The sequence below is a fragment of the Paenibacillus sp. J22P169 genome (genome assembly GCF_059691995.1).
This window is the reverse complement of the sequence record NZ_JCAUAO010000003.1, coordinates 504,200-523,134: the sequence shown is the minus strand read 5'-3', so window position 1 is coordinate 523,134 and position 18,935 is coordinate 504,200. Positions and strand designations below refer to the sequence as shown.

General features: G+C 46.6%; 14 protein-coding genes. 3 read left to right on the top strand and 11 right to left on the bottom strand.

Annotation, left to right across the window (positions count from 1 at the left end):
* Window positions 1-21: 21 nt before the first annotated feature.
* Window positions 22-1,053: a copper amine oxidase N-terminal domain-containing protein gene (locus AC58QG_RS20025; protein WP_497363895.1), complete on the bottom strand. Its 1,032-nt coding sequence runs from the start codon at window positions 1,051-1,053 to the stop codon at window positions 22-24.
* Between the two features lie 642 nt (window positions 1,054-1,695).
* On the opposite strand from AC58QG_RS20025, the gene AC58QG_RS20020 reads away from it, so the two are divergent.
* Both AC58QG_RS20020 and AC58QG_RS20015 read left to right on the top strand, forming a co-directional pair.
* Window positions 1,696-4,047: an immune inhibitor A domain-containing protein gene (locus tag AC58QG_RS20020; RefSeq protein ID WP_497363930.1), complete on the top strand. Its 2,352-nt coding sequence runs from the start codon at window positions 1,696-1,698 to the stop codon at window positions 4,045-4,047.
* Window positions 4,048-4,278: 231 nt separating this feature from the next.
* On the top strand, window positions 4,279-5,757 hold the full coding sequence (locus AC58QG_RS20015; protein WP_497363894.1) for an oligosaccharide flippase family protein: 1,479 nt from the start codon (window positions 4,279-4,281) through the stop codon (window positions 5,755-5,757).
* Window positions 5,758-5,835: 78 nt separating this feature from the next.
* Here the strand turns inward: AC58QG_RS20015 and AC58QG_RS20010 are convergent, their stop codons facing one another.
* The 8 genes from AC58QG_RS20010 to AC58QG_RS19975 all read right to left on the bottom strand — a co-directional run bounded on the left by AC58QG_RS20010 (window position 5,836) and on the right by AC58QG_RS19975 (window position 14,484).
* Window positions 5,836-6,615, bottom strand: a complete 780-nt coding sequence (locus AC58QG_RS20010; protein ID WP_497363893.1) for an ATP-binding cassette domain-containing protein — start codon at window positions 6,613-6,615, stop codon at window positions 5,836-5,838.
* A gap of 14 nt (window positions 6,616-6,629) precedes the next feature.
* Window positions 6,630-7,412, bottom strand: coding sequence for an aliphatic sulfonate ABC transporter permease SsuC (ssuC, locus tag AC58QG_RS20005; RefSeq protein ID WP_497363892.1), 783 nt, complete (start codon window positions 7,410-7,412; stop codon window positions 6,630-6,632).
* Window positions 7,381-8,565, bottom strand: coding sequence for an FMNH2-dependent alkanesulfonate monooxygenase (gene ssuD, locus AC58QG_RS20000; RefSeq protein WP_497363891.1), 1,185 nt, complete (start codon window positions 8,563-8,565; stop codon window positions 7,381-7,383). The genes ssuC and ssuD overlap by 32 nt, the downstream gene beginning before the upstream one ends.
* A 38-nt stretch (window positions 8,566-8,603) precedes the next feature.
* Window positions 8,604-9,608 carry a sulfonate ABC transporter substrate-binding protein gene (locus tag AC58QG_RS19995; RefSeq protein ID WP_497363890.1) on the bottom strand — a complete coding sequence of 335 codons (1,005 nt, stop codon included), beginning with the start codon at window positions 9,606-9,608 and terminating at the stop codon, window positions 8,604-8,606.
* 608 nt (window positions 9,609-10,216) lie between these two features.
* The gene (locus AC58QG_RS19990) at window positions 10,217-11,710 is read right to left on the bottom strand and encodes a protein adenylyltransferase SelO (protein WP_497363889.1); all 1,494 of its coding nucleotides are present in this window, start codon (window positions 11,708-11,710) and stop codon (window positions 10,217-10,219) included.
* 112 nt (window positions 11,711-11,822) lie between these two features.
* Entirely contained in the window at window positions 11,823-12,299 is a 477-nt protein-coding gene (locus AC58QG_RS19985) for a DinB family protein (protein ID WP_497363888.1), read from the bottom strand.
* 17 nt (window positions 12,300-12,316) lie between these two features.
* Window positions 12,317-13,192 carry a sugar phosphate isomerase/epimerase family protein gene (locus AC58QG_RS19980; RefSeq protein ID WP_497363887.1) on the bottom strand — a complete coding sequence of 292 codons (876 nt, stop codon included), beginning with the start codon at window positions 13,190-13,192 and terminating at the stop codon, window positions 12,317-12,319.
* A gap of 5 nt (window positions 13,193-13,197) precedes the next feature.
* The gene (locus AC58QG_RS19975; RefSeq protein ID WP_497363886.1) at window positions 13,198-14,484 is read right to left on the bottom strand and encodes a hypothetical protein; all 1,287 of its coding nucleotides are present in this window, start codon (window positions 14,482-14,484) and stop codon (window positions 13,198-13,200) included.
* A 307-nt stretch (window positions 14,485-14,791) separates the two neighbouring features.
* Between AC58QG_RS19975 and AC58QG_RS19970 the strand changes: the two genes are divergently transcribed.
* A complete protein-coding gene (locus AC58QG_RS19970; protein ID WP_497363885.1) occupies window positions 14,792-15,424 on the top strand; it encodes a DUF2306 domain-containing protein in 633 nt (210 codons plus the stop codon).
* Between the two features lie 73 nt (window positions 15,425-15,497).
* Here the strand turns inward: AC58QG_RS19970 and AC58QG_RS19965 are convergent, their stop codons facing one another.
* A complete protein-coding gene (locus AC58QG_RS19965; protein WP_497363884.1) occupies window positions 15,498-17,528 on the bottom strand; it encodes a Na+/H+ antiporter in 2,031 nt (676 codons plus the stop codon).
* Between the two features lie 182 nt (window positions 17,529-17,710).
* Complete coding sequence (locus AC58QG_RS19960; RefSeq protein WP_497363883.1) at window positions 17,711-18,931, bottom strand: ABC transporter permease; 1,221 nt, start codon at window positions 18,929-18,931, stop codon at window positions 17,711-17,713.
* Window positions 18,932-18,935: the final 4 nt, after the last annotated feature.

The following is an 18,935-nucleotide window of genomic DNA, read 5'->3' as shown; positions in this document are numbered from 1 at the left end:
TCCCTTTATCAAAAAGCCAGATTATAAGACTGCCTCTTCAACTGTAAGATCCTGCTTGATGTGATATTCATGGATTTTCCCATCGGCTTGATCCTTAAAGTACAAAACAAAATGATCAACAACTGGGAAATCCTCATCCTTCCCTGCCTTCCAGTATACGAATAATTGCGTTCTGAGAGAACCATTCATGAACCCTTGGAAATCAACATTCACGTTGCCCATTTCAGGAACTGAATAGGTTGAAATTATTTTATCATCATACCGCCAAACAGGCTTTTCTGTATGCGAGCTTATAATAGCTCTATCGTTTTCGCCAAGAGAATTGACGATATTGTGCTCAAAATGACCAATATAAACGTAAGCTAACGTTTGGGGAAGTAATTCACTATAAATAAGAACGGTTCTTGTATAGTTAATCCAATCTACTTTAGCCCCTAACGCTTCACTAACAAAACGCAAGGGTACCATCGTCCGATTATTCACAATTGCGGAAGGCAATTCAAGCGTTACTGCAGCCCCATTTACAATGGCATTCGAATCACCCACGGTAAGAATAACAGTCTTATTCTCTTTTGTTGCTGTTACTGTGTAGGTATCTGGATTCCATTCCACTTTTGCTCCAAGAGCCTCGAAAATAACCCTCAGTGGGATTAATGTAATGCCATTTTTCAACATTGGAAGTTGTTCTTGCTCAAAATCCATCATCATACCGTTAAACTTTACTTTCATGGGTATTCGTTCTGTATCTTTGGGAGATGGGGGAGTGCCATTGGGATGCCCACTATTCGGAGAATAATTTCCTTTTGGAATTGGATTTAAGAAGGAAGTGGATATCTCCCTATATTGACGTTCATCTATACTTTGTGTTCGTATCGCATTCGCTAAGATTTCACTCCGATAATCAAGCTTCACTATTTCCTCATTTGTAAGCCCTTTAGAGATAAGGAGACTATCATTTTCCTTCTTTGTGTAGGTGAGCGAAAGATCCTGTGCCAGCGAGACTTGGGAGAACAGAAACAATTGGATCAGTCCACATATCATCATTTTCTTCATGCGGTCTCACTCCCTATTCTCCGAATGGACTGTCCCTATAAAAGAGACAAATAACTCTTTCTTCTTATGGTATTCAGGTGAATCTGAAGGTAACAAGCCACACGCAAATTCGATTTCAACTTTTCTGCCAAATAGAACTTTCCGTGACTTTTTGAATCCACAGTCTTTGCAGCTGAATCCGCATCCGTCCTCCGTGTTATTCCATTGATTTTCAAAAGCATTTATTGCTCTATTCTTAGCGAATCCCTCGGTTATCCATGGCGAAAATGGCGCGAGTACGACAAATATCGTTGAAATGGCAATTAAGGTCTTGACGTATTTTTTCAAATCTTCACCTCATTACAACTAAAATGTGTTATACCATTTCGATAGGAGACTAGTATTTCCTTTTTTTGTCATTCATACGCTACTAAACGACTACAATCTCCTATCTCTTATGACAAATGTAGTCGTTTTTCTGACGACAAATCAGTGTTATCGTGTCGAAATAGGAAATATCTGGGTCCTTGTAAGCAGGACCAAAAGCACTTACTAGACTAGTCAAATCTAGTATTTAATTAAGCTAACCATTGGTTAAATACATAGGTTGGTTTCATACTCTATTTTGCAGGAGGTTTCCTATTGAAAAACTACACCTCGAAGATGACTAGAGTTTTACTGGCAACAAGTTTAACCGCAGGACTTTTCTCAACAGCAGCTTTCACAACATCTGCTTTCGCAGCAGAATCCGACAACTCAGAAGCACTTGAAGCACCGCCGGTCGATTTCAATATCGTTGATGATGACCGACTAGCTAAAGGCTTAATGGACCGAGGTCTATTAAGTAAAAGCGCTACGCCTGAACAAATCACGAAAGCTGTCAAATCGTATGTTGCTGCAAAGAACAATAAAATGGCTCCAACCAAAATGGACAAGCAAAGTAATGAGATCGACAGAAGATCAAAGGAGTTTATTGCGAAGCAAAAAAGTAAGCTTTTATCGCAGCTGAACAAAGGCCATCAGGACTTGAAGAATGGTCTACCTAATGGCATCCCCATTCCATCAGCCAAACAAGATGACTACAACGGTCCCGTGCGCGAGGATAAAGTCCTCGTTCTTTTGACCGAATTCTCGGACTTTAAACATAACAATGTCAAACAAGAGCCTGGTTTTATGTTTGCCAAAGATTTTAATCGTGATCATTATCAAAAACTGATGTTCGGCGATAAAGATTTCACTTTATTCGACGGTTCTAAGATCAAAACCTTCAAACAATACTACGAAGAGCAATCTGGCGGCAGCTATACGGTAAATGGCTATGTCTCAGATTGGTTAACTGTCCCAGGCAAAGCTGTGGACTACGGTGATGACAACCCTGCAGGCGGTCATGATAACCTCAACCCCAAAGGGCCTCGAGATCTGGTAAAGGATGCACTGAATGCTGCAGTTGCAACCGGCCTCAATCTTGCTGATTATGACAAGTTCGACTTGTATGATCTAGATGGGGATGGCAATCAGAATGAACCCGACGGTCTAGTCGATCATTTGATGATTATTCATGCGGGTACGGGGCAAGAAGCTGGCGGTGGACAATTAGGTGATAATGCCATTTGGTCTCATCGCTGGACACTTAGTAGTGTGTATGCAATTCCTGGTACGACTGCCGGGGTTGACTATTGGGGCGGCAAAATGGCCGCTTATGATTATACAATTCAGCCTGAAGATGGCGCTGTAGGGGTATTTGCGCACGAGTATGGTCATGACTTAGGTTTACCGGATGAATATGATACCCAGTATTCCGGACAAGGCGAGCCTATTGCCTCTTGGTCCGTCATGAGCGGCGGCAGCTGGAACGGTAACATTGCAGGTACGACGCCAAGTTCTTTTTCACCTCAAAATAAAGAGTTTTTCCAGAAAACCATGGGTGGCAACTGGGCCAATGTGACTGAAATTGACTCATCTGACATTTCGAAATTAGGTAAAGCTGCCATCATTGATCAGAGTGTAACGAAGTCCAAAAATCCAGGCATCGTGAAAGTGAATTTGCCGGAGAAAGCCGTTGCAGGTATTCAACCAGCATTCGGAGCTAAGTATTATTACAGCACGAAAGGCGATAACCTTCATACCACGCTCTCCACGCCTGAGTTTGATTTAACCAAAGCACAAACGGCAAAATTTGATTTCAAAACACTTTATGATGTCGAGTTTGAGTATGACTACTTAACGGTTACAGCTTCGACCTACAACGAACAAGTAACGCTTGATATTATTGGTGACAATGACACGGATGGCGATGCTCGCGCAGAATCTTCTAAAGGAGCATGGGTAGACAAATCCTATGATTTAAGCCAATTTGCTGGTAAAAAAGTAACCCTCCACTTTGACTACGTCACCGATGGTGGGCTTGCATTAAACGGTTTTGCTATGGATAATGCGAAGTTAACCGTCAATGGTCAAGTCGTATTCTCGGACGATGCCGAAGGTGCATCCCAATTTACATTAGACGGTTTCGTTGTCTCGAACGGAATTGAATTTAAGAAGCACTATTACTATCTGGAGTGGAGAAACTATGCGGGATCTGATAAAGCTCTAGCTTTTAGCCGTGGTGTCAAATACAATACCGGACTTGTTGTTTGGTATGCAGATGATAGTTATTTGGACAATTGGACCGGTATTCACCCTGGAGAAGGCTTCCTTGGTGTCGTAGATTCTCATGCTGATGCGATGATTTTCAAGAAAGATGGACAAGATTCTGTCGCGCAAACGACACGTTATCAAGTAGCGGACGCTGCTTTCTCGTTAGACAAAACACCAGCCTGGTACATTAACAACCCAACGAGAGGCGAATATACGTATAAATCCCTGCAAGGGGTTGAAGAATTCTCCGATTCCAAGAGCTACATGAATGCGTTAATTCCAGATGCCGGGCGCCTAGTGCCGAATTATGGATTAAAGTTCCGAGTTATTGGTGAAGCCAAGGATAATTCTGCTGGATTAATTTGGCTACATAAGTAAGGTTACTTAAGTACAGAAAGGCCTGCAAATATGCAGGCTTTTTGTGCATCTCTCCAACGAATCGTGCAATCCCTATATTACTCATTCTCCTAATCGAGACAATAGGTAACCTTTAAATTACTCCATTTATCTCTCTTATTCTTCCATTTCTTAGGTTGTCAACACCGTATGGGTCTGCTACTCTTTGGATAATAAGCAGAAGACAACTAAAATGGAAAAGGGGCTATCCCCATGCTGAATCGGAGTATCTTGTTAACGGATACACAGCGTTTTTTGCTTCGAAATGTATCTATTATTGTGCTCGGTCTCTTCATTAATCAAATGTTACAAACGGGGGGAAGCATCGTTCTAGCTCGTGTACTGGACGATCCTACCAAATTCGGCCAAGTGAATCTCTTGCTGCAAATTTTCGGCATGGCCTCCTTGTTTCTTAATGTCGGATTCAACTCCTCCTTAATCTATACGTTCTCTAGGAAGCCGGTGGAGGCGGTTCAAACCAATTTTCGCGTTGCGTTGTTCGGGAGTTCTCTATTCGGGGTTATCTTCGGACTCCTGCTCGCTGTACTAGCGCCATCCCTAGCGAATTATTATCATCTGCCTGAGCTCAAAGGAGCCCTGATCCTAAGCGCGATCATGTTTATTTTCAACTCCATCATCAATATTGGCGTTGCTTCCTTCTCCGGAAACCGTGATTTCGGCGTCCAAGCCTTCTTCATGGTCATTACTACGACACTTGCCACTTCTGGTACTGTTGTCGGCGTTTTATTGCCTGTAGGTACGTTGAACCTTCTTGAAAATATTTCGATTTGGATGAGCGTGGGGGCGATCCTGACTGCTCTTTTTATTGGCTGGAAAGTTGAACGTGTGCATAAGCCAAAATGGTTCGGGAACATCCCTTTGCAAGAGGTGCGAACGATGATGGCGTATGGCCTGCCTTCCTGGGCGGGAAATATTGCGAAAGCATTTCAACAGCCCTTTCTGGTCATGATGGTCGGTTCTAGTTCGGTTATTGCTGTCGGTTATTTATCCAATGGATTTCGTATAACAGGATTTATCGGTATTATCACTTGGGCGTTCATGATCGTTACCTTTCCATTTGTAGCCGAGAGCTCGCAAGATTTAAAGGAAAGCAGGCATCGTGGGACGAGCTGTATTCGGTATAACAATATTTTTCTATACCCCCTGACAGCGCTCATTTGTTTATTTCCAGATCAAATCAACGGTTTTCTATTCGGGGAGAGCTTCACAACAGGGGATTCCTCGGCATATATTCGGCTGATGGCCTTAGGCGTCTTATTCTCTTCTGTCGGTCGGCTTGGCGGAAGCATTCTAGCGGGAATTGGGAAAACGAAGGCCAACTTCTGGGTCATGATCGTGGCTGGTATTTTCGTCATTGCGATCGTCCCCTTCATTGCGGCTGAAAGCCCCGTGTTGGCTGTATGCATTTATACAGGGGGATGGGCTGTCTCCGCAATTGCCATGATTGGTTTCTTCTATTATGAAAAGTTTCCACTTGATTGGTGGAAGGCTTATGGACAGCCTCTTCTACCTACGATAGGGATGATGGCCATCATGGAAGCCGGCTTGTTTGCGAAATCTTGGTATCCCATTTTCATCGTCGCCGGTCTAGTGGGTCTACTCATGCTAACTATTGTGATTGAAAAGCGTCCAAGAACGGATGTTCACACGCCAGAGGCCCGCCAAATGTAGGCTTGGCAGCAGAAAAAGCACTTCTAAGGCAGACGTACTGCCTTGAAGTGCTTTTTGTATCTGACAGATATGTTCCCCTTATATGGAGTACGCATATTTGTTGTTCGCTGTGATGTCGGCTAGGACTGGATTCTCTTCCTTCACCAAGATCCGATCCAGAATCAATTGTTCAAAATAAGCAAACCCACTGTCCCGCACGCGAGGGCGTGGGAGTGTTATTTTTACATCGAGGGCGATTTGGCCTTCTTCGATTAAAATGACGCGATCAGCGAGCTGAACGGCTTCCGAGACATCATGCGTGACGAGCAGCGCCGTGAACTTCTGCTGATACCAGAGCCGCTCAATTAGCTGCTGCATCTCGATGCGTGTCAACGCATCGAGCGCGCCAAGTGGTTCATCCAATAGCAGCAGGCGAGGCTGCCCAGCCAAAGCACGGGCCAGTGCAACACGTTGGCGTTGCCCCCCTGACAATACCCCCGGCCATTCATTCGTTCTGTCCGCCAAACCCACTTGCGCCAGAACCTCCTCGGCTCTTTCACGCGAGCCATCTCTCACACCAACCTGAACATTCGCGAGCACGCGGTTCCACGGAAGTAAACGAGCATCCTGAAACAACACGCGTGTATCCGAATGGATGCCTTTCAGTTGCTGGCCATCGACTTCGATTTGGCCGCTCGATGGCTTATCAAGCCCGGCAATTAAACGCAGCAATGTGCTTTTGCCGCAGCCGCTTCGTCCGACAATCGCGATAAACTCACCTGGCGCTGCATCCAGCTCTACGCCTTGCAGCACTTGCTTGTGACCAAAAACCTTCGCAGCCTGCTTCACTTGCAAGCGAATGCCCTTACTTTCCGCCATCGTGCCCACTCTCCTTATGTTTTTAAGAAATTAGGATGCCACTGCAGCCATGCGCGCTCCAAAAGCTTAGCTATATAGTCAGACATTTTGCCGAGCAAGGCGTAGACGATAATACTTAAAATAACGACATCCATTTGCAAAAACTCCCGAGCATTCATCGCCATATAACCAATTCCTGAACTCGATGAAATCGTTTCTGCTACGATTAAAGTTATCCACATAATACCTAGTGAGAAACGAACCCCGACCAAAATCGAGGGCAGTGCTCCTGGAATAATAATTTTACGGAACAAATGAAAATGACGAAGCCCATACACACGACCCATTTCGATTAAACCCGGATCTACGGATCGAATGCCATGGAAGGTATTTAAATAAATCGGGAAAAACACGCCTAAGGCAACGAGGAAAAGCTTACCTTCCTCACCGATACCAAACCAGAGGATGACCAAAGGAATCATCGCCAGATGAGGGATATTCCGCAGCATTTGTACGGATGTGTCTGTCAACTTTTCAAGGATTGGAAAGAGCCCATTAATTAAACCCAAGGCAAATCCGATGCTGCCCCCAATCGCAAAGCCGATAAATGCTCGTTTGGAGCTGGAACCAATATATGTGAATAAGGTCCCTTTCTCTGCCAAATGAACACCCGCAGCGAATACGGCTGAAGGGGTGGACAAGATTCGGGTAGAAATCACCCCAAACTGTCCCAATAACTGCCAAAGCACAATAAGTACAATCGGAAGCACCCAAGGGAGCAGCTGTTTAGCCAGAGACTTTGACAGGTTGGTTCTCATTGGACCGAACCCCCTTTGCTGGCTTCGGCAATTCGGTATTGGCAATGAGCTCCCCAAACGGACTTACATAATTGGCAGTTGTATTCGTACGTTTCTCATTAGACTTCAAAGGCAAATGCGGGAACAGCAGCTCTGCCGTCCGATAAGCCTCCTCCAAGTGCGGGTAGCCTGAGAAGATAAACGTCTCAATACCTAGTTCCGCATACTCCTTCATACGCGTGGCAACCGTCTCCGGATCACCAACTAAGGCAGTCCCTGCTCCTCCGCGCACAAGCCCGATGCCTGCCCACAGATTAGGGCTAATTTCCAATTTGGTCCGATCGCCTTTGTGCAGCTCTGCCATACGTCGTTGACCGACAGAATCCATACTTGCAAATATTTTCTGCGCAGAAGCAATAGTCTCATCATCTAGATGGGAAATGAGGCGCTCCGCATCCGCCCAAGCTTCCTCTGAGGTTTCACGCACGATGACATGGAGGCGTATGCCGAATTTCACCGTTCGTCCTTGCTTCGCAGCAGCTTCACGAACCGTCTTGATTTTCTCAGCGACTTGAGCTGGAGGCTCTCCCCACGTTAAATACACATCCACATGCTCCGCTGCTACCTCAATCCCTGCTGGTGAAGATCCACCGAAATAAATAGGCGGATAAGGCGCTTGGATTGGCGGATAGACAATCTTCCCGCCTTTGACTTGCAGATGTTCACCCTTGAAGTCGACTTGCTCACCAGCAAGCTCTTTGCGCCAAATGTGCAGGAATTCGTCCGTCAACGCATAGCGGGCATCGTGCTCTAAGAAAAGTCCCTCTGCTTCAAGCTCCTTCGGATCTCCGCCTGTAACGACGTTGATCAGCAAGCGACCATCCGATAAACGATCAAAGGTGGAAGCCATTCTGGCCGAAAGGGTCGGCGACATCAAGCCCGGTCTAACCGCGACTAGAAATTTAAGCCGCTCTGTCACAGGAATCAAGGAAGATGCAACAACCCATGCATCCTCGCAAGATCTGCCTGTCGGCAGCAGCACGCCACCATAGCCTAGTTGATCAGCGGCTTGCGCAATCTGCTTCATGTAGCCATAATCAACTGCGCGCGCCCCTTTCGTTGTTCCAATGTATCTGCTGTCTCCGTGTGTCGGAATGAACCAGAATACTTCCATCGTCATCGTCTCCCTTAATCGATATGAATAGCTCGAACCTATTTCGTAGCTGGCAATACGGCATCTTTGACTTTAATTTCTTTTGGTATGAGTCCTAATTTGAAAAAAGTATCGGCAATTTTCTGTTGTTCACTGATCAAAGCATCATCAATGGGTTGAATACCGTAAGTTCTGCGTTTCGCTGCGCGTTCCAAGGAAGGTACATCAATCCCTAGCTGCGGGGACAACGTTTCGGCAAGCTCTTTCGGATGTTCTTTGGACCACGTATCTACTTTGGCCAATTGATCTAATACGATTTTGACCGTATCTTTATTGTTTTCTGCATAGGAACGAGTAGCTAGATAAAACTCGTGATTGGCAACGGTGTCCTTACCGTCAGCCAAAATTTTTGCTTTGGCCGAAGTCTCTGCTGCTGAGAAGAAGGGATCCCAGATCACCCAAGCATCTACGCTCCCTTTCTCAAACGCTGCTCTAGCATCCGCTGGAGGTAGGAAGACCACTTGAATATCTTCATATTTCAAACCTGCCTTTTCAAGCTGCTTCACTAACAAATAGTGGACGTTCGAACCTTTGTTCAAGGCAACCTTCTTACCTTTCAACTCAGCAACGGATTTAATCTCCGACTTCTCCGGGATGAGGATTGCTTCACTAGCAGGGCTAGCGGGTTCATGCCCTAAGTAAACGAGCGGTGTTCCTGCGGCCTGAGCAAAAATCGGCGGTGCTTCACCGGTGTGCCCGAGGTCAATGCTGCCGACATTCATGGCTTCTAGCAATTGCGGACCCCCTGGAAACTCGGTCCATTGGATGGTGATGCCTTTTTCCTTTAACGCTTTATCTAGGTCCCCGTTCGCTTTAAGGAAGTTCACTGTGCCATATTTCTGATAGCCGATGCGAAGCGTTGTACTTTTTTCGGCTTTCGCCGTTGCCACAGGTGCTTTCGTATCAGCTGTGGTGGATGTCGACTTGGAAGCCGCTCCGCAACCGCTCAACACCGTTATTAGTAAAGTGGATAAAACGAAACTCATGAATAGATTCTTTTTCATGATAAAGCCCCCCTTATTATTTATGTGTTTGTAAAGCGCGCATCGAGAGGATACAAAAAAGAGACACAGCTCTCCCTAGTGGAAGTTTTAGCGTGTGTCTCCGGTGGTCCGGTCGATACATAATTATTCTGATAAGATTACTTGGTTTTAATTTACCAACATTCTTCTCATTCGTCAATAGTTTTATTGAAAAATTTTGCTATTAGCAGCCATCCGTGATTGCGCAGCAAAAATGGAGGAAACCAAGCGCCTCCCCACCTCGAGTCCTTGTTCAAAGGAACGAGGAAGCCTGCTCACACCTTATCAAGTCCTTGTTCAAAGGAACTTGAATGCCTTCTCACAGTTTAGATGGAAAATCTACAGTTAAATGTGGCGAGTCCCCTGTGTTTTCAGGAATAGATGGAGAAAGTCCAGTTAATTTAACCGAAATTTGAGGAGTCGGGCTAAATGAAGAAAAATAACTGTAGAAAATACAGCTAGTTCATCTAAGATGTCGATTACGGCTCAAATAGATGGAGAAAATCCAGTTAAAACAGAAAAACCAACCGCCTCAGTTGGCAGTTGGCATTCACTTCGAGTTCGAACGGATATGGGCTAGCGCCTCTTTCTCACGTACCGCAAAATGTTTGATACCCACAAGCGGAAGGCTCAGGCAGCGTTGCATACTCCGCCTGTTCAGGTGCGTGTGCGAAGGGGTTCGCTAGCACAGCAAGAAGTCGCTCCATCACGCTATAATCGCCATGTTCGACAGCGGCTTCTAGCGCTTCTTCTACTCGGTGGTTCCGCGGGATGATCGCGGGATTACTGCTACGCATCAACTGCTGTGAGGCAGCTTGGTTCTCCTGCTGTCTGCCAAGTCTCGCTTGCCATAGCTCCTGCCACGGACCAAATTCCGGCGTGCCGAACAGAACAGTGTCTTCGAGCTTATTAAAAGTGAAGGCTAAGAATGTATTCGTATAGTCCGCATTATACTTCTCCATCATGCCTAGCAAGCCTTCAACCAGTGCATGATCCTTTTCCTCTGCTCCAAAAATTCCAAGCTTCGCTCGCATACCGTCAAGCCATGCCTGGTGATATGTCTTCGAGAAATCAGATAAAGCACCTTCGGCTAATTTGATTGCTTGCTCTTCGTCAGTATGCAACAGCGGTAACAAGGTCTCAGCAAATCTCGCGAGATTCCACACCGCAATTCGTGGCTGATTAGCATAAGCGTAACGGCCATGCGTATCAATGGAGCTGAAGACTGTAGCTGGATCATAGGTATCCATGAAGGCGCAAGGACCATAATCAATGGTTTCGCCGCTAATCGCCATATTATCGGTGTTCATGACCCCATGAATAAAGCCGACAAGCTGCCATTTGGCGATTAAATGGGCTTGACGCTTGATCACTTCTTGTAGGAAGTGGAGATAGCGATTCTCACTTTGGTTACCCTGAGCCTGTGCAGCAACTTCGGGATAATGTCTTTGCATGGTGTAGTCTGCTATAGCTTGAATGTCCTCCACGGCCCCATATTGTGCCGCATACTGAAAAGTACCCACGCGTATATGACTAGCCGCAATACGTGTCAGAACGGCACCGGGCAGCTCGGTTTCACGGTAAATAATATCACCCGTTGTTACAACAGCTAAGCTGCGCGTCGTAGGAATGCCAAGTCCAACCATTGCTTCGCTGATGATGTATTCACGAAGCATAGGTCCAAGGGCTGCGCGGCCATCGCCTCGACGGGAGTAGGGTGTTCTGCCCGAACCCTTCAGTTGAATATCCACCCGCTCCCCTAGCGGAGTGATCTGTTCGCCCAGCAGGATGGCTCGGCCATCCCCTAACATGTTAAAATGTCCGAATTGGTGCGCTGCATAAGCCTGCGCAAGCGGGATTGAACCTTCTGGAATATGGTTGCCTGCGAGCGTAGCAACCCCCTCATCGCTTTGTAACGCTTCAGCGTTTAATCCTAAGGTTGCTGCCAATGGACCATTAAGAACGACCAATTTCGGTGCGCGTCCAGGGGTAGGGTTCACTTGGGTAAAGAAGGATTGCGGAAGTCGAGCATAACTATTCTCGAAGTTCCAGCCTGTATCTTGTTTTGCTACGTTATCTGTCATCGTATCTCCTCTTTCTTACTCCAACATGCTACTTTCCCAATTATATCATAGTAGACAAAAAAACCTCTTCGTAAGCATAAACGAAGAGGTTTCCATAAGATTCTGCTACCTTTTACACACGGTTAGTCGCGAAACGTTTTAACAGCGTAATCGAATTAAAGTGCATGCCCTCGTGATACAAGGTGAAATTTATAAATTCCCCAATTGTATGAAGGAGTAAGCCGCTGCCTGTTGTGAATGGCTTTACCACACGTTCGTCTAACCGATTGTGGAACGATTTCTGAATGCGCTTTGGCTGCTCCGCAAGCAGCTCAAGTAATGCCTCTAGCGTTGGCGTTTCCTCGTTCCAATCCGCTGGTTTGGTGCCTTTTGCAAATAACCGATCAAAGTTCTCAGGCAGATGTAAGGGCTCACCAGCAAAATGAAAAGCAAACTTCTCTTGAACCGTGTAAATATGTCCCAAATTCCATCTGATGTTGTTATTGAATCCTTCAGGCATGTGATCCAACGTACTTTCTGATAATCCCTCAACCGCTTTGATGGTAAGATGACGTATAAATTCGAGTTGTTTAAGTATGATTTGCTCCATACGATTTCCTCGCTTTTTTACTCTACTGTAGCACGTTTCCAGCAAGCTTGCGCCACATTTTTCAAAACCAAAGCCTGCTCCCACCGGCTGGACAGTTCTTTGCTGTTTTGTCCCTTGATCGCATAGGGCGCAGGACCAAGCTCACAAACGAACGGCAGCACATCGCCGGGCTTTGCCCCCTGCAGCCAATAGCGCATCGCTTGGGTCCACCATTTTTCAAAACGTTCCAATATCGCATCCGAGTAGCCCACATCCACTTGAATTTGCTCACCCGAAGAAATGCGGCTATGAATGGCAGACGTCCGCTGCAGCACGGTCTCGAATAGAAGCTCCGCCTTGTCTTGTTTCTCCGTCATTTCACCAGCTAACACGAAGTGGGAGATATCCAGTGTAAAACGCAGATTCGGCAGTGCTTGCGCGTATTGGACGGTGCGGATCAGGTCTTGCGTAATTTTGCCGCGATGCGTCTCTACATAAAATGGCATCCTATGCGAAGTCGACACATCAACAAGTCCACCTAGCAGCGTAATAGCCTCTTCATCTATGATAAAAGAGTCAGCCACCTGTCCATTCACATAAAGCATATCCATCTCTTTGGCATGCTGAATATGAGACGATAAGTCACTCGGGCTAAATGGGAAGCAATGTGAGCCAAAGCTGAGACCATATTGACTCAGTAATCGCTTCCATTCATCCCTAACATCGACCTCCGGCACTCTAGCCAAGATGCCAGTAAAGCCTGCGCTTGCAATCCGCTCTAGTTTTGCCTCCAACGTGAGCTCGGTTCCCTCTGCTCCCAGGCCCATCATTGCCCACATGGATTGATGAATTTCGAGTCGTGGTGGGCGATTAGAGCCATCATTAATCCTCGTAATATCGAATTTTTCCATCATTCGTATTAATAGCCTCCTAGGCTTCCCGCCGGTTTGTTTTTAGCAAGATCACCATGCGCCTCCATGTACACCGCACGTTTCTTCACGGTTCTCTCCGCTTCCTCCTGTGCCGCACGCGCATCACCGCGATGAACATCATCAATCATCCAACGCTGTCCGAAGCCCGCATGAACAACTTCATCTGCCCAGTCAAAATCTTGAAACGTCGTCATAAGCGGATCCTTCGCGATATCCCGGCAAAACTCCCACTCCTCGCGCTTGCCTGGCGGGTACTTCATCGCTGCCTTCTCAATGGCAATCGTCAAATGCGAATAAGCTTCGGTGCCCTCGAACAGCTGTGCTGTCATATCGTACCATCCCGTCCAGTTGGGGAATTGATACACATCGTACCCTTTCGCTCGAAGGGCCGCCTCACCGAACCAGCTATGGCGAACTTCATCCCACATATGCCTGGCCGTATCGCGGTAAAAATGCCATGGCTTGCCCTCTGTTGTGAAGTGGACATAAGCAACGCCTTCCGCTGGTGACATCTCGAAATACCTTGACAGCATCATCGTCATGAAACGTCCCTCTTCATTGTCGGGGATGCCAAACCCTTGCATTTTCACAACTTGTGATTGAAATCGACTGTCTCGCGTGCTCGTTTGAGGCATGGCAAATGGCTCGGTGGTGATCCGAACAGCTGGATTCACAGAGATCCGCTCTTCCCATCCTGTTATCCCGCCAGCAGCTGCAAGCAGTTGTTCCACATACATTCTCCAATTCTGTGCTTGTTCCTTCTCCGTTTCCGATGCGGATTGCAGCAGATATTGAAGCGCCTGGCGCCCCCAGTCCATTTGCTCCTCGCGGTCGATGAGCTGGTGCTTCATGATATGGAGCGTAGGTTCATCAACGAGTGGCTGCGCTTTGCCCTTATAGGCATGAATTGCGGCAATTTGTGCTGGTTTCACGACTTCAAAAAGCGCCGTCAACAAACACAAAGTCGTCTCTGAATTCAGTACCGTTTGCATTAGCTCGTTCAGTGATGCATCTGGGCATTTATCGAACGCCACTGTGCTCATGCGCAGCTGCTTAATTCGATTGCGGAATTGATCGTGGTGTTCCGCATCCTGATAGCTTAAGCGTGCAAGCGCTCCTTTTATTTCATATTCAGGTCTAGCCGCCATATGAGCAGCCTCGATCCGCATTAATTGTCGATCTACATAGGCAATTCGTTGTAATGCTTTTGATGACTCCTCGACGGACATGCCGATACGATCCCAATCCTTGATTCCCATGAATGGATGCAACATAAGTACCCTCCTATATATTTGCACAATATTGTTTACTCATAAACTAATCATAGTGTCAATTACTATAAGAATACATACATTGTTTAACATATAAATTTACACTAAAGTACATAACGTGTTGGACGTTCCCAAATTTAGTTTTGCTAGGTGTGAACGAATCTCCTCTCCTCTTCGTACTTCGTTTCTGGCGAAGAGCTGCTGTTCGCACCATTGTTTAGAATATTTTAATAACTGGATAAGCACCTATTTAGATTTAAGATTTACAATTGGAGGGAAGTGCGTAAATAAACGGGGGTCATGACCATATATGAGTAAAAAGCTAGGTATAATCTCGATTATCGTCATTATGGCGGTTGCGGTCGTGGCAGTTTTCCCTTATATCACCTTGAATCCTGCAAATAGCCGACTAACGCTTAATGTGAATTTTCCCTTGCACTACACGGTGCTCACGCTTCATATCGCACTTGCTCTAATTGCTCTGATCAGCGGCTTATTTCAATTTCATGCACGCTTTCGAGCTAACAATCCCGCATGGCATAGAGCTTTAGGCCGCATTTATGTGATCAGCGTTATGATCAGTGGCATCCTAGGCTTCGTCTTAACCTTCTATGCGGAGAACTTTACGAAAGCCATGGCTTTCCTTGCACTAAGTACGCTGTGGCTAGTTACGACATGGAAGGGGTTCCGTTACGCGGTCAAAGGGAAACTCCCACAGCATCGCAGCTGGATGATCCGCAGTTATGCAGTCACCTTAGTGGCAACCTCTGCCAGAGTGATCGTTCCGGTTTGTATTTTGCTCTATCTAGCTATGCATGGCTTCAAGCTTCCCGAGGGAGGTAGGGAGCAGATGGTCGCAGACATTCTGAATATCAACGTTTGGATCGGTTTGCTGATTAATCTGTTAGTAGTTGAGTGGTATATACTGCGACCACGAAAGTAGACAAAAGGGCTGTTCCGACTCATCTACTGATGAGTTGGAACAGCCCTTTTTCTACTATTTTGCTTAGCCTCGCTTACTCTCTGCTATTGTCCAAAATTAGCATCTCTTCATAATTGACCGCTTGCAATAATTCATACACAGTTCCCGTTGAGATTTGCTCGGTTTCTTCCAATTCTTGAACCCCATCCCGTCTAATCTGTACACTTCGCAGCTGGACATTCCTTAGCTGGTGTTGGAAGTCTTCTTCCGTGCATTGATTTCCGTTAATCTTCTCACGTTTCAACATGCGTGAATAATGCTGAATGACAAGCAGGACCTCTAGCTTATGCTTCTTTGATTTTTGCTTGTGAATTGCGGTGACTGCTGCCTGCTGCAATTGTGTTTCGATGGATTGGAGCTCTTCAAACATCTCCGTAATGGATCTGAATTTCTCGGAAATCCCCTCCTTACGATGCTGCTTGATTTTACGGTTAAGCAGGTTCAACTTGAATCTTACCCAGAGGTATTGGAGCCTCGCTAGAAAAAAAGATTCAGAATGCGGTTGATGCAGCAAGGTAAAAACCGACCGCAGCTGAGGAGAAATCACACCTTGATCAATAAGCTCACAGAGCTTCGTGGTTTCCGCTTCTCTGCCAATTTGCTGCAGTTCGCGAATATAGGGGCCAGATAGCTTGACGGAACCATAGGACTCAATTCGAATTTGCTCCTCCAATTGTTGTGCGACTGCGAGGGTAGCATCGAAATTAACCGCATCCATTTCTGTTTTGAGCGCTTGAATCGTCTTCTTAGCCAGATGGATGCTTGCTTCTTTCAGCGTCATCGCTGCTTGATCGGGCTCGGTTACAACTGACTTCCCTAAGAATGGCATGGCTACAGATGCAGCAAACATACTAATCAAGATGACGCTGGCCGAAATAAACAAGATCGTGTTCCGCAAAGGAAATGGCGTTCCATCGGATAATTCGAAAGGAATGGATAAGGCTGTTGCCAGGGTGATCGTACCGTGAACACCACATAAGCTGGTGGCGAGTGCATACCCCTTTCGGGTCGTATTCATTGATATGTTAGGGTTCGTATAGTTGGCTGGCAGGAAGTCATCATGTAAGAAATATACCCATAAATACCTCGCTGTACTGAGCGCCGCGTATATCGCGAGTGCCAAACCAATTGCTTTGAAGAACGAAGCCTCACCACTATGAAGCAAGCCCCTGATAACTTCTGGCAGCAATAGTCCGAGCAATGCAAATACAAGACCGTTCAGGATAAAACTTAACATCGACCACGTATTCGTCGAGATGATGTCCAGTTTGGTTGTGGTTTGCTGCAACCGATCGCGCTCCAAACCATGCACGATTCCTGCGGCAACGACGGCCAAAATACCGGAAACATGAAGTTCCTCCGCGGCAAGATAGATCGCAAATGGCGTTATCAGTTGAATCGTGACGAGCGAATGAACTTCTTCCATGCCTCGCTTTCGTAGAAAAATCCTAAAATTCACCAAGACGGCACCAACAACAAGCCCAACGACGCAGCCGCCTAAAGCCACGAGCAGGAATTCTAAGGCAGCTGATTTCACAGAGAATACGCCTGTCATCACGACACCTAATGCAACTTGAAAGGAAACCAAACCTGCCGCATCATTTAATAGTGACTCCCCCTCCAAGATCGGCATTAAGCCCTTAGGGAACGTCCGGCCTCGTGTCATAGATTTGACAGCGACCGCATCCGTAGGTGACAACGCTGCAGCCAGGGCAAAAGCGACTGGCAGCGGCATGGACGGGATGAGATAGTGAATGACATATCCGATGCCGACTACCGTAAAGACAACAAGCCCGATCGCCATGAGAAGAATGGGCTTGCGGTATTCCCACAATTCTTTGCGAGATATCACCCGTCCATCTCCGAATAGGATAGGAGCAATTAGGCAAACCATGAAGGCCTCTGGTTCAAAATTGAAGTCTGTCGGGATGAAGGGCACCCACGATACAACAGCCCCTAGTCCAATTAAATAAAAGGGCAGAGGGATTTGGGGATAGCGCTTATGAAGTAACGTTGCTGCTACGATTACGGCCGCTACAATTAATAAGGGCAATAGAAGTTCCAACGGTGTTCGGCCTCGCTTTCATTACCTTTTAAATGGGAATTATTTGCTAGCATCCGCTTAAACCTGTTGTTCTATTCCGCTATGCTACATCGCCATGTCATCTCAGACGCCGCTATATAAAAAAGAAAAAGGCTAGCCAACATGCGTTGGCTAGCCTTACGAAAGACCTATATGTGTGCTGCTCAATACCAGCTAGTAAACACCGATGAAGTTCCATACGTCAGCGGGATCGCTACTCCGATCAGCACAATGGGTCCCCACCACGTGAACATGGAGATGCCCGCGACTAGACTAATAATGATCATCGCCGGGAGAACTAGCATAGGCATGGCGGTCTGAATCGCTTGGTGTTTCATCGTATCTTGAATCGGGAATAGCGACAGGAACGGCGTCGTTAGTTCATCCTTACAAAAGGATTTGCGCCAGAAGACCAGCAGGACCGCCGCAAGGACCCAAACGAGAATTTTAATCGCACCTGGCAAAATAAACAGCGCTCCACTCATGACAACAACGAATTGAATCGATTGTCGCCATTGGATTCCGTTTCGGAAATAAGACTTCACTAAGAGCTCGGCAATCCCGTTACCGGCTCCTTTGCCTTTGATCAACTTCTGGGATCTGCTGAATAAAAGCGGGTACCTGCGTGTCGGCTTTCTTTTGCGCTCCATCACGCGAATTAACATCAAGGAGACGATACGCATCCGCGCATCTCGCTCTCTTGCGATATCCGCAAAAAAGGAGCCTTTTTCACGCAGCCTCGTTACGGTTAAAAGCACAAATGTACATATTCCTAGCCCTATGGCTGTCCAGCTATAGAAAGCTTGCTTCGTAACCTCCGTTACTAACAGTTGGAATAAGAAGAACCCGATCGCAAACACCACAATTCGCAGCCCCCAGAGCAAAAACCTCTGAAAGCGAAGTGCAAGCAGCTGGCGAATGAGGCCGATGTTCAGCTTCACCACATAAGTCAGCAACCAGAAGCATACGACTTGCGTGATACTATACGAATATACAGGCACTAATAATGGCAGAAAAAGGAGCGTTGCCAGCATCGAAGTGACGGCCTGCAGCACCACCGAATACCGATAGCCGAGATGCATGAGATGTCGAAACCAGCCTTCATTTTGCCGGAGAAACAGCTGATCCCCCTCTTCAACAAAGTAGCGCAGCGTGCCCATCCATGTGAAAATGTAGAAAAGTGTAGCTACCGTGTGAATAGAGATCCCGCTTAACCACCCTGGCGGCGTCATATACCACGCGTAATAGTGATAGCCGGCCACGATCAACAGGGGTATGACAAAATAAATCGCGATGACCCAATCAACGGCCATGCGTAAGGCACGATATTGGAATAGTAGGTCCGAACGGACTCTTCGCGCAAAAACCTGAAAGCTGCTGTTCAACCCG

Bases quoted from the DNA above. Each gene is read 5' to 3' on its own strand.
- AC58QG_RS20025 (WP_497363895.1), bottom strand. From the start codon at position 1,053: ATGAAGAAAATGATGATATGTGGACTGATCCAATTGTTTCTGTTCTCC.
- AC58QG_RS20020 (WP_497363930.1), top strand. From the start codon at position 1,696: ATGACTAGAGTTTTACTGGCAACAAGTTTAACCGCAGGACTTTTCTCA.
- AC58QG_RS20015 (WP_497363894.1), top strand. From the start codon at position 4,279: ATGCTGAATCGGAGTATCTTGTTAACGGATACACAGCGTTTTTTGCTT.
- AC58QG_RS20010 (WP_497363893.1), bottom strand. From the start codon at position 6,615: ATGGCGGAAAGTAAGGGCATTCGCTTGCAAGTGAAGCAGGCTGCGAAG.
- ssuC (WP_497363892.1), bottom strand. From the start codon at position 7,412: ATGAGAACCAACCTGTCAAAGTCTCTGGCTAAACAGCTGCTCCCTTGG.
- ssuD (WP_497363891.1), bottom strand. From the start codon at position 8,565: ATGGAAGTATTCTGGTTCATTCCGACACACGGAGACAGCAGATACATT.
- AC58QG_RS19995 (WP_497363890.1), bottom strand. From the start codon at position 9,608: ATGAAAAAGAATCTATTCATGAGTTTCGTTTTATCCACTTTACTAATA.
- AC58QG_RS19990 (WP_497363889.1), bottom strand. From the start codon at position 11,710: ATGACAGATAACGTAGCAAAACAAGATACAGGCTGGAACTTCGAGAAT.
- AC58QG_RS19985 (WP_497363888.1), bottom strand. From the start codon at position 12,299: ATGGAGCAAATCATACTTAAACAACTCGAATTTATACGTCATCTTACC.
- AC58QG_RS19980 (WP_497363887.1), bottom strand. From the start codon at position 13,192: ATGATGGAAAAATTCGATATTACGAGGATTAATGATGGCTCTAATCGC.
- AC58QG_RS19975 (WP_497363886.1), bottom strand. From the start codon at position 14,484: ATGTTGCATCCATTCATGGGAATCAAGGATTGGGATCGTATCGGCATG.
- AC58QG_RS19970 (WP_497363885.1), top strand. From the start codon at position 14,792: ATGAGTAAAAAGCTAGGTATAATCTCGATTATCGTCATTATGGCGGTT.